Genomic DNA, 19,092 nt, shown 5'->3' with positions numbered 1-19,092 from the left:
GAAGAAGTCATGATTGCGCGTGACATTTCCCGTTTAACCGGCGTAAGGTATGAAGTCAACGTTTGTGGATGATCAACAATCTGATTGTAGAACGGAAAATGGGCTTTTAAATGAAATATCTGGTGAAATAAAATGATTATCTGAATTTCACCCTTGAACCCTCTTATATGTTGGAAACAATGACACACTAAGGGGGTTTTTCGTTTGGAAAAAGAAAAGGAAACGCACGTTCAAAATGATTTAAATGAAAAACATAGACGGCAAATTAGTTGAAAACGGATCATTTTCTTAGCGGAATTCACAAGTTTAGACCAGACGCCTGTAACTTGTGGAATATAGCTTGCGGCCAATACATAATGTAAAGGAAAGGGAAGGAAGGTGAAGCTTAGTGATTATTAAGATCAGCGTAGCCAGCGCATCAGCTGCTTTTGTTTGTTTGGCGGCTAAATTAATCCAAACACTCGGGGAAACCCAACTTACAATTTCGGAATTGAAAAATAGCGTCAACAGCCTGACAGAGGGATCACAAAGGTTGATCCATTCCGCCGAACAGGTCACTGTCGATATTCAAAGTAAAATTAAATTCTTAGATCCATTGTTAGAATCTGCCCAGGATGTAGGGGAAGTGGTTCACAATGTAACAGATAAAGTAAAACAGGCTGGGATCATTCAAAACAAAGAGGCTCTTCCAAGCGAAACCGTTGATACTAATCATCAGCCTGCAATTACTGCCTGGAAAGCGCCTGCCGAAGACCTTCCTGCAAGTGCAGACATTTATACACCTGATAACGATGCTCGTGTAAACACAATCAGCTCGACACCAGATGGCATCGTAAAGCTTAGAATTAATTAATCGTGTATTCAATCAATTTTATCTGAAGTATGGATGCGTTATATAAAGTTACATACGAAAACGGCTTTCCGATGTAACGGGAAGCCGTTTTCGTATTTTTTGCATGAAAATTTATAAGGAGAAGCTGAAAAGAGGAACCATCCTTAAGTATATAAGAAAGGAATATCTGCAGGGCTTGTACATAAAATGGTCAAAAGGGAGGGTTTCTTTTTATGGTTATTGAATACAGTGTTGCTGCCATCGCTATAGCCTTCATCTGGCTGGTTGTATTTTTAATAAAGCTGCTTCAAAAGGGAATGGTAACGCTGGGCGAAACCAACCGGACCCTTGTTGAGGTGAGGAATGCGGTACATGGCCTGACGCAAGAATCCAGCAAGCTGATCCACACAGCTAATCAGGTTACGGTCGATGCCAAACATAAAATGCGGACAGTCGATCCTCTGCTGGAATCTGCCCAGGATGTGGGTGAGGTGATCCATAACATCACAAACTCGGTAAAACAGGCAGCCAACTCTCGAGGTAATGGAGTGCCGCCCCGTACAAATAGAACCCCGTCTACTCCTAAGAGGAATATCCGGTAGAAAATGTTACCCATGGCGATCAATTTCTTATGAATCAGCATCCCGACAAATGAAGAAGTGATGGTTGCACGTGACGTTTTCCGTTTAGCCGGCGTATAAGACGTCCAATTAACGTTTGTTAGAAACATTGGGTAATGGTAGCAATATTAGATAATAAGATAAATACGTTTATTTGTGACCATAACTGAAAAAGAACCCTAATCCTTCTTTTTGTACTGGCTCAAGTACAGAAAGGGGGATTTTTTTATTGGTTAGGAAACAAAAGTTCATCTCTTCTTGCTTATTCTGCTGTATTTTCCTATAATCGTTTTGGCATTGAGGGCAGTGACAAACCGACAGAACCACAAGATGGGATCACCATTGTTGAAACGTTGCGTGAAGCATTAACAATTGGGGGATTTGAACCTCCATTCGTACTCATTGGAGATTCGCTGGGCGGCTTATATGCAAATTATATGCCCGGCTCTACCCAAACGAAGCAGCTGGAATAGTCTTTTTAAAATTGAGCCATCCGAAAGATGTCAGCCTTAATGAATATCAAGGCAAGGCCGTAAAAGCAGTGAATAAAATGCTCACAATGTTTAATTTCTTGTTTTTCTATAAACAATTCATTGAAGTTCATTTTGTGAAAAACGGTGGATCAAATCCATCAAACGGAACCTTTTCCCGAAATACCTGTCTTTGTCATTACAGGTGGAAAAGAAAATCGAATGATGCCAGAGGAAGTCCGGAAAAAACGGCTGGAGCATCAATTGGAATTACTTTCATTGTCGAAAAAGAGCAAACATATTGTCGCCCAAAAAAGTGGACATTTTTCGCAATTATTAGAGCTGGGGGTCGTCATTAATACGATCAAAGATTGTGTAAAACAAATAACTAAAACAAAGGATAACTTATTACTTGATGACATGAACTCGTGAGTTGAATCTCATCATTGACTCCTTTTTGTGTTGAAAACATCACACGAAAAGGGGGTTTTTTGTTGGAATAAAGGTTTTCGCACTAAGCCCAGCATTTTACCTGTATAAATTCTCCTCAATAATTCAAAATATGCATAACAAACTGCAAGGAGAAAGGAGCCGGATAAACGTGAAAAGAGACTTACTCCTCATGATGCTGGCATTATCATTTATGAGTATCCTGACCGCCGGCTGTGCAGCCAATGGAGAATCTGCCGGCCAAGCCGATTATGAGGAAACAAAGAACATGGTTATTGATATTTTAAACACAGATGATGGAAAAAAGGCGCTTAAGGAAGTCATGAAGGATAAAGAAATCAAGCAGGCCATTGTCTTAGACGAACAGGCCGTAACAGAAACGATTCAAACGACTTTAACGTCTGAGAAAGGGAAAGAGTTTTGGAAAAAAGCCTTTGAGGACCCGGAATTTGCGGAAAGCTATGCAAAGAGCATGCGGACAGAGCACGAAAAACTGATGAAAAGTTTAATGAACGATCCGGATTATCAAAAAATGCTGATGGGTGTTATGAACGATCCTGAAATGCAAAAAACGCTGCAGGAAGCCATGAAAAGCCAGGAATTCAGGAAACACCTTCAAAAAGTGATCGATGAAACATTATCAAGCCCTTTATATAAAGCCAAAATAGAGGATACTTTATTAAAAGCAGCTGAAGAAGCCGGGAAGCAAGGGCAAGGCGGCGGAAGCTAAAATCGTTTCAGCGTATGTATACGGCAATGAATGATAACCATTTTTTTACCCTAACCCCCTTATTTATTAAAAATAAGAGGGTTTTTACTTTGGAAAAAGAAAAAGGTGATTACTAAAACCTTTTATTACCGTAAATGTTGTTAATTAACAAGTTTATCTTATAGATATGTAAATTTGTTGATGATAGTATGGAAAAGTGTTTTTTAGTTTAGAGGGGAGTTTTGAAATGAAATGGGCAGTAAAATGGCTTTTTGCCGGAGCACTTTCTTTTGGACTGGCGGCTTGTGGAGAAGCAGACATTGAAAAGGTATCGGATGACGCAGTGTCCGAGAAAACCGAAGAAAATTACAAGGCCAAAAAGAAGTTGAATGAAGAAGAAAAGGTGGCGCTTGAATTTTATCAGGTGTATATGAAAGGGACAGATGCGGAAGCGAAAGAACAATTCGTCAGTGAAAAGGTTTACGCGGAAACAGCTCCTTTATTTTCTTTTGGCGCCGACGCGGAAGGATCTGACGATTTTAACGATTTGAAAGTCATTGAATCTATACATAAAAAAGAAGATGGCGAAGAAGGAACCCTTGTCCTGATTCACTCAACGAATCAGGAAGGCGGGCTGGAAGAATCGATCGCTGTTTTGATTAATGGAAAGTTTGTGATGGCGTACAGCGCATTTGCCGAAGATGCTGAGTATAGAACTGCGTTTGAAGATCTCAGAAGTGAGTTTAAAGCGGACATTCCGAAAGAAACAAAAGAGGCGTTGGCAAACGCAGAAACGGAAGAAGAAGAGGCAAATGCTGTATTTGAAGAAACGTACAAAGTCGGCGATACGGTCAGCATTGACGGAACCGAAATCACGATCAAGTCAGCTAAGTTTACAGACGCAGCAGAATACAGCGATCCACAAAAAGGAAAGATCCTCACTTTAGAAGTGGCCGTAAAAAATAATGGGGAAGAAAATGCGTATGTCGACAACACCGAATTTACCATTTCAGACGCGGAAGGCAATATGCACGAGGAATACTACGGATACGACGACACGAGCTTCAGCAACGAAGTCAAAGTCGGCAAGCAATATGCCGGTGAAATCGCATTCGATGTGCCTGAGTCTGCTTCATACGAAATTTACTATGAACCGTCTTTTTCAATGAATGAAGGGGAAATTAAGTTTGTGGTGACGAAGGAAGAATTGCAATAATAAATAAATCTCAGCCCTCTTATGTGTTTATTCTATAAATACATTTAAGAGGGTTTTTTTACAATGTCGGGAGCCGCTAATCTTTTCTAATGAATTTAGTTAGTTTATGGTTCTGGTTTAAAAAAGGTTTTTAGGCATCTTAACGTAAGTCAATGAAACGCCAGGGCCTGCTTATTACAATGAAAAAAACAAGGAGGTTATGTTATGGCTACTGTCGTTCAAGAACAATCACATCAACGAAAGTCTGCTTTCACTGCTGGCATATCACTTGTTATCATGGCTCTTGCTGCATTTTTTCCTATGGACTTGTTCTTGGAAGACTTGTCGTTCAAGATGATCCAAATGAATAATTTATTTATAAACAAATTTTTTACCTTCTGAAACACACTCGCCCGTTTGCTCAATAAAATAATTTTGCATTTTTACTTCGCTTTTCCTTCAATGAACTTGAAATAGAATTTGAAACAAAAATAAACTATAAAAATGTTTAACAAAAAAGTCTGAATGTTATCGAGGAAGACACTCAATTTATTAATCCCGTCTCATAAAAGAGAAGGGGAACTATCCATAATGCCCGTCATTTGAATTTCATACAGTGCAAGCCGTTCTTCTGCGAAGGAATATTCAACGCCGAATAGTTGAGCTACTTCGGTAACAGCCAGCTGTTGTTGGAACGCCTGGCGTATTCCACATAGTAACCGGCACTTTTGGCACGCTAAAAGCAGCAAAAGAAGCAGCCGGAAAAATGGGCTTCAATGCAACGGAAAGGCGGAAAAGACAACTGGGATTATACAGGAGTCTTCACGTCGCTTGAATCCATAGGCCCTTATTAACACGAAACATGGCTATAATCGGACAATTAAATCATATTTTGAAAGTGCAGAATAAATAGGAAGAAGTCACGGTCGGATATTTTAATGGCAGGGGCTTTTTTAAAAATGGAGTGGATTTTAGCAGGAGATTGTGTGGGTTGTACAGAGATTGTGAAATTAAAATAAATATTTCCGATCAGTTTGATAAAAAGTGCTTAAGCATGGTATAAGTGTAAAAGAAGCACGGACATTTTGCTTTTTAATTTTGGGATAAGGGTTTGCCCTGGTATCCCATAATGAATGAGAGGATTTGAATTGGAATATGATAGATAATTTTTGGCGTGATTTACCACGACCTTTTTTTATACTGGCACCAATGGAAGATGTGACGGATGTTGTTTTTCGCCATGTAGTGAGTGAAGCAGCCAGACCTGATGTTTTTTTTACAGAGTTTACCAACACGGAGAGTTATTGTCATCCAGAGGGGCACAAAAGTGTGCGTGGGCGTTTGACTTTTACAGAGGATGAACAACCCATTGTAGCCCACATATGGGGGGATAAGCCTGAATATTTTCGGCAAATGAGTATTGGTATGGCGAAACTAGGCTTTCGGGGAGTGGATATCAATATGGGCTGTCCCGTGCCTAATGTGACACAGAATGGGAAGGGAAGCGGTCTTATCCTCCGTCCAGAAGTTGCCGCAGATTTAATACAAGCAGCAAAAGCAGGAGGATTGCCGGTAAGCGTAAAAACAAGACTTGGTTTCACGGATGTAGACGAATGGCGGAGCTGGTTAACACACATATTAAAACAAGATATTGTTAATCTCTCCATTCATCTGCGTACAAGGAAGGAAATGAGCAAAGTAGATGCTCACTGGGAGCTGATCCCAGAGATTAAAAAACTTCGTGACCAGGTGGCACCAGATACGCTCCTTACGATCAATGGTGATATTCCTGACCGTCAAACTGGCTTGAAGCTCGCTCAGCAATATGGTATTGATGGGGTTATGATTGGGCGTGGTATTTTCAATAATCCATTTGCCTTTGAAAAGCAGCCGAAAGATCATAGCAGCAAGGAATTGCTTGATCTCTTAAGGCTGCATCTGGATCTCCATGATAAATATTCAAAATTAGAGCTGCGTCCGTTCAAGGCTCTTCATCGCTTTTTTAAGATATATGTCAAAGGGTTTCGAGGGGCAAGTGAATTAAGAAATCAATTAATGAACACAAAGTCAACAGATGAAGCGCGTGCATTGCTCGATAACTTTGGTTCAGAAAGTCTTGAGGGGATGGGCGAACAGGAGAAGTGTCCCAGTTCAAGGTAAAGTGAGGTAGGGCGTTAAACGGGTGTGCCTCCAAAAAGTTAGAGTTTATACTAATCAGTTAATTGGCTGGTGTGAAGGCGGTATTGAACCGGATTCATTCCCGCCAATTTTTGCTTTATACGTTTGTTATTATAGTAATACCAAAGACGGCTAACCACATATTAATTTTATCCTCATTTTCTTCTTTTTCCGTTTCTGATTTTGATAATGTAAAAACTAGAATGAGTTACCCGATCAACCCTTATGTTAAAATAAAACGATCCTTCAAAGAGTGGAAAGTAATCAAATGGAGCCAAAGATTTACTCTCCACCTTTTAATGACAGCACTTGATAACTTTGTGAATTTCAAAAGCACAATAGCAGATCAAAACAGCTTAGGAGTGGGAATAGATATGAACAAAAAAGACGTAGCAAGCATTCGAAAACAATTTAAAGCAGGTAATGATTTACTCAAAATCAATGAAATCTTTAATGTTTATATTATGAAGGAAACAAGTGAAATCTATCATCATCAAAGTCAGCTGTTTGAAATGTTAGACCAAGATCAGCAAGAATTGTTTATGAATAACTTTAAAAAATTACTTACAGGACAATTGGATGAAAAGTTATTTGAATTGAAATTTCAGCGTGATGCTAAAAATAACAGTCAGCTTATTTTGCATCAAGGATTACTAAGCAGTGATGTGGAGGGCTGGAAAGAACAAATGCTTCTCATCGTTGAAAAAATGCTTAAAGACCGACAATATGAAATGGATATTGTCGTAACATTTATTCGAGGAGAATATTTGAAGCCAATGAAACGCCCAGGCGAAGAGGCTGAGGAAAGTGAACGGGATGCCGTTTACTCCCATTCATTTATTCTATGCAGTATCAATAAAACACAAGAACCAAAAAAAGAACTGCTTTTTGACTATGTCGAAAAAGAATTCAAATATCATTTTGTCGTTGATCCAATTATCAACCTGAACGCTCCCATCTCAGGCTTTCTGTTTCCCTGCTTCACCGATAATGCAGCAGATGTCAATCACATTCTATATTCAGCAGGCAAGGTTCATGAGCCCGATCACCAGTTCATAGAGGAAGTATTAAATGGGGAAGAAACGATGACTGCAAAAGAGGATAAAATCGCTTTTGAGGAAATTGTAAAAGACGTAATTGGAGATCAACTAAACACGTCAACACTCTCCAATGTGTATGAAGAAATTAACCGTGTGATTGAAGAAATTGAAGATGAAGAAACACCAAAATTAGACTGCAAAGACGTAGAACATATTTTAAAGATGAGCGGACTAGAAGATGTAAATACAGAAAAGGTAGAAACAGCTTTTCAAAGAGTCCTCGATGACGAAAATTATGAGCTGAAAGCAAGTAGCATCGTACCAAAGTATAAATCAAAATCTATCAAAATCAACACGAAAGTAGCAAACATTTCTATTAGTCCGCAGGATTTAAGATATGTGAGACAGGTCAATTTTAACGGTAAACGTTATATTATGATCGAAGTGGAAGAAGATACCGTGATTGAAGGGTTCACTATGATTCCAGAAGCTTTTAACGGGAATATAGTCAACAGTTAAATACCGAGCGAATGAAAAGCTTTTATATGGAGTTCTTAAAAAACTTAATTTAATCAATGGACCCTTCTGTTGAAGAGTGCATTCAGATTGTCGACAAAGTTTTCTTTCTTGAAAAAACAGGTGTGTGATGCACTGCTTTTTCATTAGATTCGAAAGGTGAAGCCTAAGCCTGCCGGACCACGCTTTTCACGGACAGTGCGGAAGCCTCCTCGGCTGTGCCTGCGGGGTCTTCCGGCTCACCCGCCGTCTTTTCGATCCCATTTATAAGAACCATAAAAGGACTCGCTCTCATACTGCTTCCATAAGGGGACAGGAAAATAAAAATATTTGTTTGTCTGTACTCTGAATGCATCCTTCTGCTGAAAGTACATTTACTGAGTAACTAATACTCTTCAGTTCCAATCTCTGATGTAAAATTATATATCAATTCCCCGCTCCCACGTGTGATTTGAATGTAAAAATTGAAGAATGCGAAAAATCTACACGAATCATAATTTACCTCCTGTATTTAAAATCATGCCTTTTGTTAAACCGAAAAATTTAATCGATGTAAAAGAGTTTATTGAAAAATGGAAGGGAGGCTTTTTCTTATAGTTATGAAAGTATATATCATGGAGGGAGACATCTATTCATAAAGTTTTTATATTCCAGGGAGCTATACATTGAAATCGTCCTAAAAAGAAATTTTCGATAGATAATTGTTTAGTCTCGTTTTTATAAGAATGTTCTAATAATTACAACATTTTTCAATAATATAAATAGTATTGTAATATATCGAAAAAATATTATAATACTATTTATTAGAAAGACAATTGTCTTTTCCAGGTGGAATAAGATGGAGAAATAAATCGTTCTAAAATCTATTTAGTACGTGATGATTTTTAATCATTGGGTCTTTGGAAAGACTTTGAAGAAACAGGGAAGGAGAAACTCAAAAGCCAAAATCCGAGATTAAGGTTGGTCCATATTTAATAAAAGTCGGCTGTAATTCAATAGTATCTGTATGTAATAGATTTCTTTCTATCATCAAGGTATAGGAAAGGAATAGCTCAACCGGAGCAATGTTACAATTTTATCTTAAACTAATGGGGGAACATGTATGAAAATTATACTGCAGAAGTGGAATCAGGTAAGCCTGGTCAAACAAATCATTATCGGTTTGATTATTGGTATTATCCTGGCTGTCACGATTCCGGAAGCAGCGAAACCAGTTGCCATTTTAGGCTCTTTATTTGTCGGTGCTTTAAAAGCAATCGCGCCTGTGCTGGTATTCGTCCTGGTTATGGCGGCCATCGCTCAGCATAAAAGCGGCCACCAAACGAATATGAAATCGATTATTGGCTTATATCTTTTAGGAACGTTTTTAGCAGGTTTAATCGCCGTTATTGTCAGTTTTATTTTTCCTGTCAGCTTATCGCTTGCAGACAGCGCTGAAGGTGTCACGCCTCCCAGCGGTATAACAGAAGTGTTGAAAACCTTACTGCTGAACGTTGTCGATAATCCGGTAAATGCGATTGTGAATGCGAACTATATTGGGATTTTAGCTTGGGCGATTGTTCTTGGTTTGGCGCTGAGAAATGCCGCTGACACAACCAAAACGCTCATTTCGAATTTTTCGGATGCGGTATCGACAATGGTTGCATGGGTGATTAAGTTTGCCCCGCTGGGAATCATGGGTCTAGTGATTGAATCGATTACAACAAATGGACTTGAGTCTCTGCTAAGTTACGGAAAACTGCTTGCTGTGTTGATTGGCTGTATGGTTTTTGTGGCGCTCGTTGTTAATCCAATTATTGTGTTTGCCGTAATTCGTCAAAACCCGTATCCACTTGTGTTTAAATGCTTAAAGGAAAGCGGTATTACCGCATTCTTTACACGCAGCTCCGCTTCGAATATTCCGGTTAATATGAGGTTATGTGAAGATTTAGGTTTGAATAAGGATAGTTATTCGGTCTCCATTCCTTTAGGTGCAACGATCAATATGGCAGGTGCTGCTGTGACGATTTCAGTTTTAACACTTGCAGCGGTTCATACGCTTGGCATTCAAGTGGACATTCCTACGGCCATTATCCTGAGCGTGCTGGCAGCGGTATGTGCCTGCGGTGCTTCAGGGGTTGCCGGCGGATCTTTATTACTGATTCCACTGGCATGCAGTCTTTTCGGGATCCCGGCTGATATTGCTATGCAGGTCGTTGGGGTAGGTTTTATCATCGGTGTGCTGCAAGACTCGTTTGAAACATCCCTTAACTCATCCACAGACGTTCTTTTCACAGCAGCAGCTGAATTTAAAGAGTGGCGTAAAGAAGGAAAAAAAATAGATATCCATAAAGCAGGATAAAGAAAAATCTTTGTATCTGCGATTGAACGGCCCCAACTGTTACTTTAACAAGTGGAGGGGTCGTTTTATTTTATAAGAAGATATATGATTGCCGGCAAAACCGGCAGTCAGAAACGTATCTAATAAGCCGCGGCTTTTGCATTCTTAACGACCATCTATGTATAGATAAGGTTGGCAAGGGAGTATAGATAAATTTGAAAAAATAGTGAAGCATAAGTAAAGAAATCATTGTAGATCAAAAGTTTGCAGAGGGCCACTTCACACGAGGTGGTCTTTTTAATTGTCTTTATCCGATTTTATGATAATTGGTCAGTAAATTATCAGTAAAAATTGCATTTTATTTCATAGTACAATGTGCAAAATTCAAAAAAAGAGTATATACAGAAAAATAAGCAAGAAAAATATATAAACCATATGGCGCGTAACTTACCTGTTTTAAAGCATTTTCTTTATAATTTATATATATATATTGTTTCATAAGTGAAACATCAATTTATCGGCGTAAACTGCGGTGCAATTCCTGAACAGCTGCTTAAAAGTGAATTATTTGGATATGAGGAAGGAGTTTTTACAGAGGCAGATGTCAAAGGGAAACCCGGCTATTTTAAATTAGCGAATCACGGGATGATCTTTTCTGCTAAATCCTCTAACTGATTTTCGACAATCTGATAGGCAAGCACATGCTTTTCACTTTTATTCCTCATTTGAATCAGCATACAATTAGTCAAATTTCTTCACCAACGCCGACAGGGTTAATCGATTGCAGGATGCTGGAGGATTTTTCCACTTTTTCGGGCACCACGGAAAAAATAAGTGCTGCTTTGCCGGCTCGATTTCAAGAAAATCATGCTGGTTTAAACTTCAAATATTTACAATCGTATCCTGTCGAGGCGATTTTTTATGACGCTGACTCTTTCCTTAAAATACAGGAAGGATATATTATATAGTTCAGTTCGTCATTAAGAACTATGGAAGAAAAAATCTTCTATGCATAATTTATTTAATTAGGTCGATTTTATAATAATCATTAATATTTTTTCTAACAGGAGAGGATAGTATGCCAAAATTAACGGTTGCAGGTCTGGATACGTTTGAAATTGAAAGAGGAAAGAAGCTGGTGCTGGCGTTAGAAGATAATGGTGTAGGTATTCTGCATCGATGCGGCGGCAAAGCCAGATGTACAACCTGCCGAGTGGAAATATTGGAAGGCGACTTTGATGATTTAACCAATATCGAAAAAAAAGCATTTGATGAAAAAGGATTGGTTGAAGATAATATACGTTTGTCTTGTCAAGTTCGGATAAATGGTGACGTGACTGTCCGCCCCATTATGACAGTACAAAACAGCGGCATGGATCCAGGCCCAAGACCGGCTGAATAAATAGAACGCAAATGTTTTATTTCTGAATTTCTGTTCGCAATGGCGGCTTTGTTTCTTATCTTGTTTTTGGAGCAAAGGGAAAGGGAAAAACCGTTCAATCGCCTTGATCGGTGTTGGACGCACAATGACTAGTCCATCAAACTTGTCATGATTTACGATTAGTGCAAAATAATGCTGTCCCTTTACTTGGGGGCAGCATTATTTGTTTAGGATTTCTCTCTTAAACATTTTGTTCGCAAAGGTTTCAATCCTTAAAATGAAACTAAAGGATTTCGATTATTGATCGTAAATCCACCGTCTTTAAAATCAATTTCTGTGTTTTTAATAAGGCGGATGTCGGCAGGATTAATGAGCGCACGAAAGTCATCAAATTCAATGATTGAATCTTGTTCTTTTTTATGGGAAGACAGGCTTAAGTCATACTCCATTTCATTGCAGCATTTGCTTGTCACACAAAATTTTAAAAATGTTTCCATTTCCGTATCTTCCTGTATCATTTCTTTAATTACTTCTTGAGCTTTCTCTGTAATCGTAAACATTTTTTTCTCCTTTGATTTCTTTATTTCGCTGCTGCTGACACCAAGTGGAATATATGGTGCAAGCATCTTTTTATACTACCTCTTACATAAATTATATCATGAATCTCGGTAATCTAAAAAAGAAGCCGTTTGTCTAGGTGTAATCATAGTCAGGAAATGATATCGATCTGTTCCCAGTTTTAAAAGATTTCTTGTTTATATCCAATATAAAGGGGTAACGTTTGAGTTATAGAGAGTATCTTAGTCGCGTGATGTATGTTGTACGTTGATACCTAGTATTTATTTTTCTAATAACAGGAGGATACTATGGAGAATGCGAAGAAAAAATTTGTCACACCGACAGAAGCCATCGAAGCGGTAAATGAAGGAGCTGTTGTTCGATTTGAGAGGAAGGATGGCTATTCGGAAATTAAAAAAAAGAAAAAGAAGTATGCATTTACCGTCACCGCCAATGACAAACCGCCGCTTACTTATTATGGAGACATGCGAAACCTTAAAAAAACAGTAAACGGTCCAAATTGCCGGGAGGCTCTTTATCTCGTGGAAGTTGATTAAGTCACGGTAAAGGCTATAATATACTGTTCTTACTTTTAAATGAGACAGCCATTTGGTTGTCTTTTTTGTTTCTCATTGGAGACAAGGAAAACCCCCAGTGTAAAACATGATTAGTTAATCAGCTGAATAAATCCGATTTGATTCACAATGGCTGCATGTAACACGGCCTCCTCCATTACAGTGATATTCACCTGCTTGCACAGATATATTCCACCAGGGGAAAAAGCTGGGGCTCAGGGGTTAGGGCATAAATGTGAAACAGGGTTTAAACACTGTCGCTTTTTATCACAATCGTGCTCATTCGATTTTGCTTATGCTTATAATATTCCTTTACATGGACACTCTATAGGCAAAGTATACTTTCATAGGTTGGATGGAGGCCGGTAGAGTGAAGGTTTTATCAATGATCCAGCCTTGGGCAAGTCTTTTTGTTCTTAGAGAGGCTAAATATGAAACAAGGTCCTGGAAAACAAATTATCGGGGGCCGCTGGCGATTCATACAAGTAAAAAAATGGATAAAGAAACGCTTAGTTATCCGGCTATTCAGGCACTGCTCGGTCCGCATGGATACACAAAGGAGAATCTGCCCACTGGCATGATTATTGCTGTGTGCAGGCTTGAAAATTGTTTAAAGGTAACGGAAAACAACGGGACATGGGCAGTACTCGAAGATGGACAAGTCGTATCTGGCAATAACTATTTTTTAGGGGACTTTCCAGTGGGTGGCTATGCTTGGGAAGTTCAGGACATGAAGATGCTGGATGAATTTATTCCAGCGAAAGGGAAGCTCGGATTATGGGAGCATGTTTTAAAATGATGGACCAAGACCAGGAACAGTTCTAGTGCAAAAAATTTGCCTTCAGTTCTAAAAGGCAACAGTTTTGACAGGGTAAAGCAGCCCTAATTTTACTACATCCCTAAAAAATACTTAAAGGGCGTCATCAATCATTGGAAAGGGTATAATGACTTAGAAGGAGCGGACACTAATCGAGTCTGCCTGGTGTTAGGATAGAATGCCATGATTTCTGTGTATGTAAAGAACAGTATTCGGATACAAAAAGACAAAAGCAGAAGAAGGGGGATACGATGACAAAGGAAAAAGAAGCCGTAAAAACAGGATGGAACTTCGACAATAGTTATGCGAGTCTGCCGGAATCCTTTTTTACCCGGCAGGATGTAAACCCTGTACGTTCACCGAAGCTGGTCAAGCTGAATGATTCATTGGCCGCATCGTTAGGATTAAATGCCGAGGCGCTGCAAAGCAAAGATGGCCCAGCGGTATTTGCTGGAAATGAGGTTCCTAAAGGTGCATTGCCGCTTGCGCAGGCGTATGCGGGGCATCAGTTTGGCCATTTTACGATGTTAGGTGACGGCCGGGCGTTGCTGCTTGGCGAACAGATCACGCCTAAAGGGGAGAGGGTTGATATTCAGCTCAAAGGTTCAGGCAGAACGCCATATTCCCGTGGGGGCGACGGGCGGGCGGCGCTGGGGCCAATGCTGCGCGAATACATTATTAGCGAAGCGATGCATGCGCTCGGTATTCCGACCACCCGCAGTCTGGCGGTTGTGGCAACCGGTGAGACGGTCAGCCGTGAAACAGGCCTGCCTGGTGCGATTTTGACCCGTGTCGCAGCTAGCCATCTGCGTGTCGGCACGTTTCAATATGCAGCAAATTGGGACGGGGGCAAGGAACTCCAGGCATTGGCCGATTATGCAATAGAGCGCCATTATCCACACATTAAAGTGGATGAGAACCGCTATCTTTCGCTGCTTCAGGAAGTGATCAAGCGCCAGGTCGCACTGATTACCAAATGGCAGCTCGTTGGCTTTATCCATGGGGTAATGAATACCGACAACATGACCATTAGCGGAGAAACGATTGATTATGGTCCATGCGCTTTTATGGACACGTATGATCCGGAAACAGTGTTCAGTTCCATTGACGTTCAAGGCCGTTATGCGTATGGCAATCAGCCGATGATTGCCGGATGGAACCTCGCGCGGTTTGCGGAAACCTTATTGCCGCTTCTCGATGAAAATCTGGAAAAAGCTGTCGACCTGGCTGAGGGTGCGATTTCAGGTTTTCCTGCGTTATATGATACTCATTGGCTCGCTGGAATGAGAGCGAAACTGGGATTGTTTAACGAAGAACCGGAGGATAAGCCGCTTATTGAAGACCTGCTTAGTATAATGCATAAGCATCGTGCGGACTATACGAATACCTTCCGTGCCTTAACGTTTGATAAGCCGGAAGATGCCGTTCTGTGTGGGACCGATGAATTTACAGAGTGGCAAAAGCGGTGGCAGGAAAGATTAAGAAGACAGGAAGAATCGAAAGACGCTGCCCAACAGTTGATGAAAAACAGCAATCCTGCGGTCATCCCGAGGAACCACCGGGTAGAAGAAGCATTAGAAGCTGCAGTGGAACGAGGAGACTACAGTGTGATGGAGCAACTGCTCCATGTTCTTTCAAGCCCTTATGCCCATTCTTCTGAACAGGAAGATTACGCCACCCTGCCTCCGCAGTCACTCCGTCCATACCGAACTTACTGCGGTACATGATCTAGAAGGAAGCATTAAGGATGGCTTTCTCTAATCTTCTCAATCAATCTGACGTCAAATCATGGTTTACTATTAGTACAAGATAATGCTGCCTTAAGTAAAAAGGCAGCATTATTTTTTATGTATGGTTTCTTCCTTTAAGTTTAAGCATTCTGTAATATGTTCAAAATATCCGTTTTGTTCTGTCGCGTACAAAACGACTAATGAAGTCGGCTTTCCGGCACGTTCCAACTGGACACTGCAAAGTACAATTTTACGAACAACGAAGGTTCTGATTTTTCAAACAACTTATTTTAAATTCTCTCTTTCACATCAGCAGATTTTACAACTAAAATAAAACTTTTCAAAAGGACTGAAAGTAGTAACAAATTAGAGGAATCTATTTTTATTTGTTAAAAGGAGATGGTAGCTTTATTGAAATGAATTTAAAAATATTGAAAAAAATGAAATGATTTGTTAAAGTGAATTTTGTAAACGCTATCAACTGGCTAAATATTTAAAAATACCTATTTGGAATATGTCAGCATTTTAATGGCTAATGAAGGATAGGAGATTTTTTTTACGAAAGTTAATCGAGTACAAAAAGTAAAGGGAGTGGATATTATGTCAAGTTTTAGCTCTTATGGTGGAGATGAAAAGCAAAAGTTCCATTCAACAGGATATTTCAGAATTGAACAGACCAATGAACGATGGTGGCTCGTTGATCCAGAAGGAAATGCATTTGTCACAATAGGTGTGAATCACGCGGATGAGACGAATTTAAAGTATGACCATAACTTTGATATCTGGAAAAAGAAATATGGATCTAGAGAAAATTGGATCAAAGGATTATCCAAGGATCTTAAAGATTGGGGATTCAATACAATTGGTTGGACAGGCGATTATATTAGCGGAGACTGGGGTGTTGCACTGGATTGGTTCGGTGACCCAATAAATCTAGGACATTCAGCGAGTTGGTCAGCTGCAGATTACAAGCATGCCGACATGCCATACTGTCTTCAAATTCGAGTTGATGCATTCGAAGACTGGAATGGTCAACCAACATATCCAGATGTTTTCTCTCACGAGTTTGATATGTATTGCGAATACTTAGCTAGAAGCATATGTGCCGACCACTCTGAAAGCAAAAATCTAATAGGTTACTTTCTTGTTGATATCCCAGCTTGGATAAGACATGCAAGTGGTAGAGATTTCAAAGTATTACAGGATCTTAACGAAGAGGAAAGAGCCAGCAAATTGTTTGAAGTTGCTAATAAGTATTATGAAACCATAACGAAGCATATACGGAAATATGATCCTAACCATCTTATTTTAGGAGACAGGTACAACGGAAATAAAGGGATACCAGAAGAAGTTTTAACTGCAATGAAGCCTTATGTCGATGTGTTATCTGTACAATATTTCACAAGTCCTAATCAAGAAGGCTATCAACAAATGAAGGAAGATCTTGGTAAATGGCAAAAAATTACAGGTAAACCGGTTATCTTAGCAGATATAGGGAATTGGTGCCAAACATGTATGAATCCGAATAGAGTAAGTGAAATTAAAGACCAGAGTGGACGGGCAGAAGACTACATAAATTCCCTAAATGCTGTTCTCAACGAACCGTGGTTCCTAGGATGGCATTGGTGTGCACATCTTGAAAATAAAGCAAGAGGGTGGGGAATCAAGGATCCGTATGATGAGCCTTATAAAGATTTCATTGATCCTGTAGAAGTATACAATAAAAATGTTTATAAGAACCTCTACCAAAAAGCTTAAGCTTCTCCTAGCAGGGAATTCATAGACTAATATGAAGTTTATTGATTTTTATAGTGTAAGTATGTAAGTAACTTATCATTCAACTAGAATCGGGGTATTGGTTTGTTTATGCCTAAAATGCTTTAAAAATATAAAAGCATTTTAATGACGTACAGACCATTACCCCTCTCCTCATAAAATTTTTTCCGTACAGAAATAATCCATAGAGTGACTTTTTTATATTTAATAGTTTTAGTGGTAACTGTGTTGCTATCTAAGAACCAAGTAATCGAATACAAATATATATAAATTCCGTTTAATCTTTCAACATTTGAACCACGCTCATTTATGCAGCATCTTGTCTGGAAAAGAGGCCAGATGCTGCATAAATGAGCGGACAGAAGCCCGTCCTACCGTCCAACCGTGTGTGTCCGTTACCCTTAGTTTTTTTGTGTTTCATCGCTCCTCCGCTAGATTTTATTAACAGTGTTGCTAAGACCGACAGGACTTCGTACATGTTGATTTGTTTAGCAGGTTTTATATATAAGAGGTACTGCAGCTACGGTAAATTCAGCATCTTGTTGGTTGGGATGGGGTTTAGTAAGTACATGTTTTGAGCTGCTCTAACTGTGCATAGAAATCCATTAACAGTGTCGTGTCGATTGCATATAAATTCCGGTTCGTCGCCTGGCAGTAATAAAGGATCGAGCAGTGAGCAGACAGAGTTATTCCATCTGCAACTATTTTAATGGGCCTGGCCTGTCTTTAAAGACCGGTTTATTGTCAATGTCAAAAACAAAGCCGGGAAAGTCCTGTGTGCTGTAATGTCTGTCGAGTACGAGCAGGAATTTTTTTGTCTTCATGTTATATATAATGATTGCGCCGTTTCCGGAATCGATTATATAAACAAAATTATTTTTATTATTGACTACGACGTTATTTAAAAAGAAAGTTCGATAGGGTGCGACTTCGTTCAGTATATTGATCGATTGAATCATTTTATTGGTATTTAAATCTGATTGATTCACCTGATTCAATACCTTGCATGTAACATTGCCTCTTCCACTATCGTGATAATTAATTGCTTATTCCATCGGGGAAAAGGAGTAGACTAAAAATTAATGACATGACACCTGATGACCCTCTTTGACATAAAATGATCCATGTAAAACAAGGAGGGAAAAGGGTGAAGAAAAGCTATCTTGATTTTTTGGCGGCGTTCGGTATTGGCGGGGCTCACCCTGGTGGTTTTTCGTTGACGAAAGAAGTTTTTTCAGGCCTTGATCTCCCAATAGGGGCTTCGATTCTGGAAGTCGGCTGTGGCACAGGGCAGACAGCGGAATATTTGGCTGAGGCGTTTACTTGTAACATCACAGCAATTGACAACCATTCGATCATGCTGGAAAAAGCAGCCGAAAGACTAAAGTACCAAAATATTGATGTGAAATATGGGAATGCTGAGCAGCTGGATTTTTCTGATCAGACCTTTGATTTCGTGCTAGCGGAGTCCGTTATTTCTTTCACTTCCTCAGTTGATCAAACGCTCAGTGAAATGTCACGTGTCCTAAAAAAAGAGGGAGCGATGGTCGCAATTGAAATGACGGCAGACAACCCGCTCAGCAAGAAACAAGAAAAAGAGGTGAAGGAGTTATACGGCTTTTCCGCCATTTTGACAGAAGAGGAATGGGTGGGAAAATTCAAACGGGCCGGCTTTGATTCTGTCAATCTCTTAAAAAAAAACAATACGCTTACTGAAGAAATTCTGGTAGAGATTCACCCTTCGGAAAACATTCGTGAAGAATTGTATGATATTTGGGATGCCCATCATGCTTTTATGAATCAGCCGGATAATCCGTTAAGCTACCGGGTTTTTTATTGTCGAAAATAAATCTTTATCAAAATAAAAGACCGCCTACACTGACTTTAAAGCGGCATACTGACCTTTTTTGCCAGTATCGCGGCTT

19 protein-coding genes are annotated in these 19,092 nt (G+C 39.5%); 16 read left to right on the top strand and 3 right to left on the bottom strand.

The genetic code is table 11. The features are described 5' to 3' along the window. The first annotated feature begins 388 nt into the window (after window positions 1-388). From BA724_RS06165 to BA724_RS06140, 7 genes are all read left to right on the top strand, one after another. A complete protein-coding gene (locus BA724_RS06165) occupies window positions 389-853 on the top strand; it encodes a DUF948 domain-containing protein (RefSeq protein WP_069937779.1) in 465 nt (154 codons plus the stop codon). A 212-nt stretch (window positions 854-1,065) separates the two neighbouring features. Next, complete coding sequence (locus tag BA724_RS06160) at window positions 1,066-1,434, top strand: DUF948 domain-containing protein (protein WP_069937778.1); 369 nt, start codon at window positions 1,066-1,068, stop codon at window positions 1,432-1,434. 635 nt (window positions 1,435-2,069) lie between these two features. Then, complete coding sequence (locus tag BA724_RS18815; RefSeq protein WP_245676159.1) at window positions 2,070-2,354, top strand: hypothetical protein; 285 nt, start codon at window positions 2,070-2,072, stop codon at window positions 2,352-2,354. A 169-nt stretch (window positions 2,355-2,523) separates the two neighbouring features. Further along, window positions 2,524-3,102 (top strand): spore germination lipoprotein GerD, encoded by a 579-nt coding sequence (gene gerD, locus BA724_RS06150; protein WP_245676158.1) that lies wholly within the window; start codon window positions 2,524-2,526, stop codon window positions 3,100-3,102. A 226-nt stretch (window positions 3,103-3,328) separates the two neighbouring features. Further along, entirely contained in the window at window positions 3,329-4,297 is a 969-nt protein-coding gene (locus BA724_RS06145) for a DUF4352 domain-containing protein (protein ID WP_069937776.1), read from the top strand. Between the two features lie 204 nt (window positions 4,298-4,501). After that, window positions 4,502-4,678 carry a hypothetical protein gene (locus BA724_RS18545; RefSeq protein WP_169818514.1) on the top strand — a complete coding sequence of 59 codons (177 nt, stop codon included), beginning with the start codon at window positions 4,502-4,504 and terminating at the stop codon, window positions 4,676-4,678. A gap of 753 nt (window positions 4,679-5,431) precedes the next feature. Then, window positions 5,432-6,436, top strand: a complete 1,005-nt coding sequence (locus BA724_RS06140) for a tRNA dihydrouridine synthase (protein ID WP_069937775.1) — start codon at window positions 5,432-5,434, stop codon at window positions 6,434-6,436. 50 nt (window positions 6,437-6,486) lie between these two features. On the opposite strand, the gene BA724_RS19215 is transcribed toward BA724_RS06140, so the two are convergent. Beyond that, window positions 6,487-6,594, bottom strand: a complete 108-nt coding sequence (locus BA724_RS19215; protein ID WP_141719882.1) for an IS3 family transposase — start codon at window positions 6,592-6,594, stop codon at window positions 6,487-6,489. A gap of 234 nt (window positions 6,595-6,828) precedes the next feature. Here BA724_RS19215 and BA724_RS06135 point away from each other — a divergent pair, with 234 nt between their 5' ends. The 4 genes from BA724_RS06135 (at window position 6,829) to BA724_RS06120 (ending at window position 11,732) form a co-directional block, all read left to right on the top strand. Continuing rightward, the gene (locus BA724_RS06135; RefSeq protein WP_069937774.1) at window positions 6,829-8,013 is read left to right on the top strand and encodes a DUF4317 domain-containing protein; all 1,185 of its coding nucleotides are present in this window, start codon (window positions 6,829-6,831) and stop codon (window positions 8,011-8,013) included. A gap of 1,099 nt (window positions 8,014-9,112) precedes the next feature. After that, a complete protein-coding gene (gene sstT, locus BA724_RS06125; RefSeq protein ID WP_069937772.1) occupies window positions 9,113-10,351 on the top strand; it encodes a serine/threonine transporter SstT in 1,239 nt (412 codons plus the stop codon). Window positions 10,352-10,831: 480 nt separating this feature from the next. Next, entirely contained in the window at window positions 10,832-11,005 is a 174-nt protein-coding gene (locus tag BA724_RS17915; RefSeq protein ID WP_083256101.1) for a sigma 54-interacting transcriptional regulator, read from the top strand. A gap of 403 nt (window positions 11,006-11,408) precedes the next feature. Beyond that, window positions 11,409-11,732, top strand: coding sequence for a 2Fe-2S iron-sulfur cluster-binding protein (locus tag BA724_RS06120; RefSeq protein ID WP_069937771.1), 324 nt, complete (start codon window positions 11,409-11,411; stop codon window positions 11,730-11,732). A gap of 251 nt (window positions 11,733-11,983) precedes the next feature. On the opposite strand, the gene BA724_RS06115 is transcribed toward BA724_RS06120, so the two are convergent. Then, window positions 11,984-12,337 (bottom strand): HesB/IscA family protein, encoded by a 354-nt coding sequence (locus BA724_RS06115; protein WP_069937770.1) that lies wholly within the window; start codon window positions 12,335-12,337, stop codon window positions 11,984-11,986. A 240-nt stretch (window positions 12,338-12,577) separates the two neighbouring features. Here BA724_RS06115 and BA724_RS06110 point away from each other — a divergent pair, with 240 nt between their 5' ends. From BA724_RS06110 to BA724_RS06095, 4 genes are all read left to right on the top strand, one after another. Beyond that, the gene (locus BA724_RS06110) at window positions 12,578-12,826 is read left to right on the top strand and encodes a hypothetical protein (RefSeq protein WP_069937769.1); all 249 of its coding nucleotides are present in this window, start codon (window positions 12,578-12,580) and stop codon (window positions 12,824-12,826) included. A gap of 388 nt (window positions 12,827-13,214) precedes the next feature. Beyond that, window positions 13,215-13,643 carry an ASCH domain-containing protein gene (locus BA724_RS06105; RefSeq protein ID WP_069937768.1) on the top strand — a complete coding sequence of 143 codons (429 nt, stop codon included), beginning with the start codon at window positions 13,215-13,217 and terminating at the stop codon, window positions 13,641-13,643. A 269-nt stretch (window positions 13,644-13,912) separates the two neighbouring features. Continuing rightward, entirely contained in the window at window positions 13,913-15,388 is a 1,476-nt protein-coding gene (locus BA724_RS06100) for a protein adenylyltransferase SelO (RefSeq protein ID WP_069937767.1), read from the top strand. A 603-nt stretch (window positions 15,389-15,991) separates the two neighbouring features. After that, window positions 15,992-17,149, top strand: coding sequence for an agarase (locus BA724_RS06095; RefSeq protein WP_069937766.1), 1,158 nt, complete (start codon window positions 15,992-15,994; stop codon window positions 17,147-17,149). A 719-nt stretch (window positions 17,150-17,868) separates the two neighbouring features. On the opposite strand, the gene BA724_RS18810 is transcribed toward BA724_RS06095, so the two are convergent. Continuing rightward, window positions 17,869-18,156: an L-dopachrome tautomerase-related protein gene (locus tag BA724_RS18810; RefSeq protein ID WP_069937765.1), complete on the bottom strand. Its 288-nt coding sequence runs from the start codon at window positions 18,154-18,156 to the stop codon at window positions 17,869-17,871. 158 nt (window positions 18,157-18,314) lie between these two features. On the opposite strand from BA724_RS18810, the gene BA724_RS06085 reads away from it, so the two are divergent. Beyond that, a complete protein-coding gene (locus tag BA724_RS06085) occupies window positions 18,315-19,016 on the top strand; it encodes a class I SAM-dependent methyltransferase (protein WP_169818513.1) in 702 nt (233 codons plus the stop codon). The last annotated feature ends 76 nt before the right edge of the window (window positions 19,017-19,092 follow it).

It is taken from the genome of Domibacillus iocasae (genome assembly GCF_001750285.1).
GTDB lineage: Bacteria > Bacillota > Bacilli > Bacillales > Domibacillaceae > Domibacillus > Domibacillus iocasae.
Note: the sequence above shows the minus strand (reverse complement) of the source record. Positions and strands in the feature narration are given on the sequence as shown.

Bases quoted from the DNA above. Each gene is read 5' to 3' on its own strand.
- BA724_RS06115 (WP_069937770.1), bottom strand. From the start codon at position 12,337: ATGCTTGCACCATATATTCCACTTGGTGTCAGCAGCAGCGAAATAAAG.
- BA724_RS06145 (WP_069937776.1), top strand. From the start codon at position 3,329: ATGAAATGGGCAGTAAAATGGCTTTTTGCCGGAGCACTTTCTTTTGGA.
- BA724_RS06135 (WP_069937774.1), top strand. From the start codon at position 6,829: ATGAACAAAAAAGACGTAGCAAGCATTCGAAAACAATTTAAAGCAGGT.
- BA724_RS06160 (WP_069937778.1), top strand. From the start codon at position 1,066: ATGGTTATTGAATACAGTGTTGCTGCCATCGCTATAGCCTTCATCTGG.
- BA724_RS06120 (WP_069937771.1), top strand. From the start codon at position 11,409: ATGCCAAAATTAACGGTTGCAGGTCTGGATACGTTTGAAATTGAAAGA.
- sstT (WP_069937772.1), top strand. From the start codon at position 9,113: ATGAAAATTATACTGCAGAAGTGGAATCAGGTAAGCCTGGTCAAACAA.
- BA724_RS18545 (WP_169818514.1), top strand. From the start codon at position 4,502: ATGGCTACTGTCGTTCAAGAACAATCACATCAACGAAAGTCTGCTTTC.
- BA724_RS06110 (WP_069937769.1), top strand. From the start codon at position 12,578: ATGGAGAATGCGAAGAAAAAATTTGTCACACCGACAGAAGCCATCGAA.
- BA724_RS06140 (WP_069937775.1), top strand. From the start codon at position 5,432: ATGATAGATAATTTTTGGCGTGATTTACCACGACCTTTTTTTATACTG.
- BA724_RS06100 (WP_069937767.1), top strand. From the start codon at position 13,913: ATGACAAAGGAAAAAGAAGCCGTAAAAACAGGATGGAACTTCGACAAT.
- BA724_RS06095 (WP_069937766.1), top strand. From the start codon at position 15,992: ATGTCAAGTTTTAGCTCTTATGGTGGAGATGAAAAGCAAAAGTTCCAT.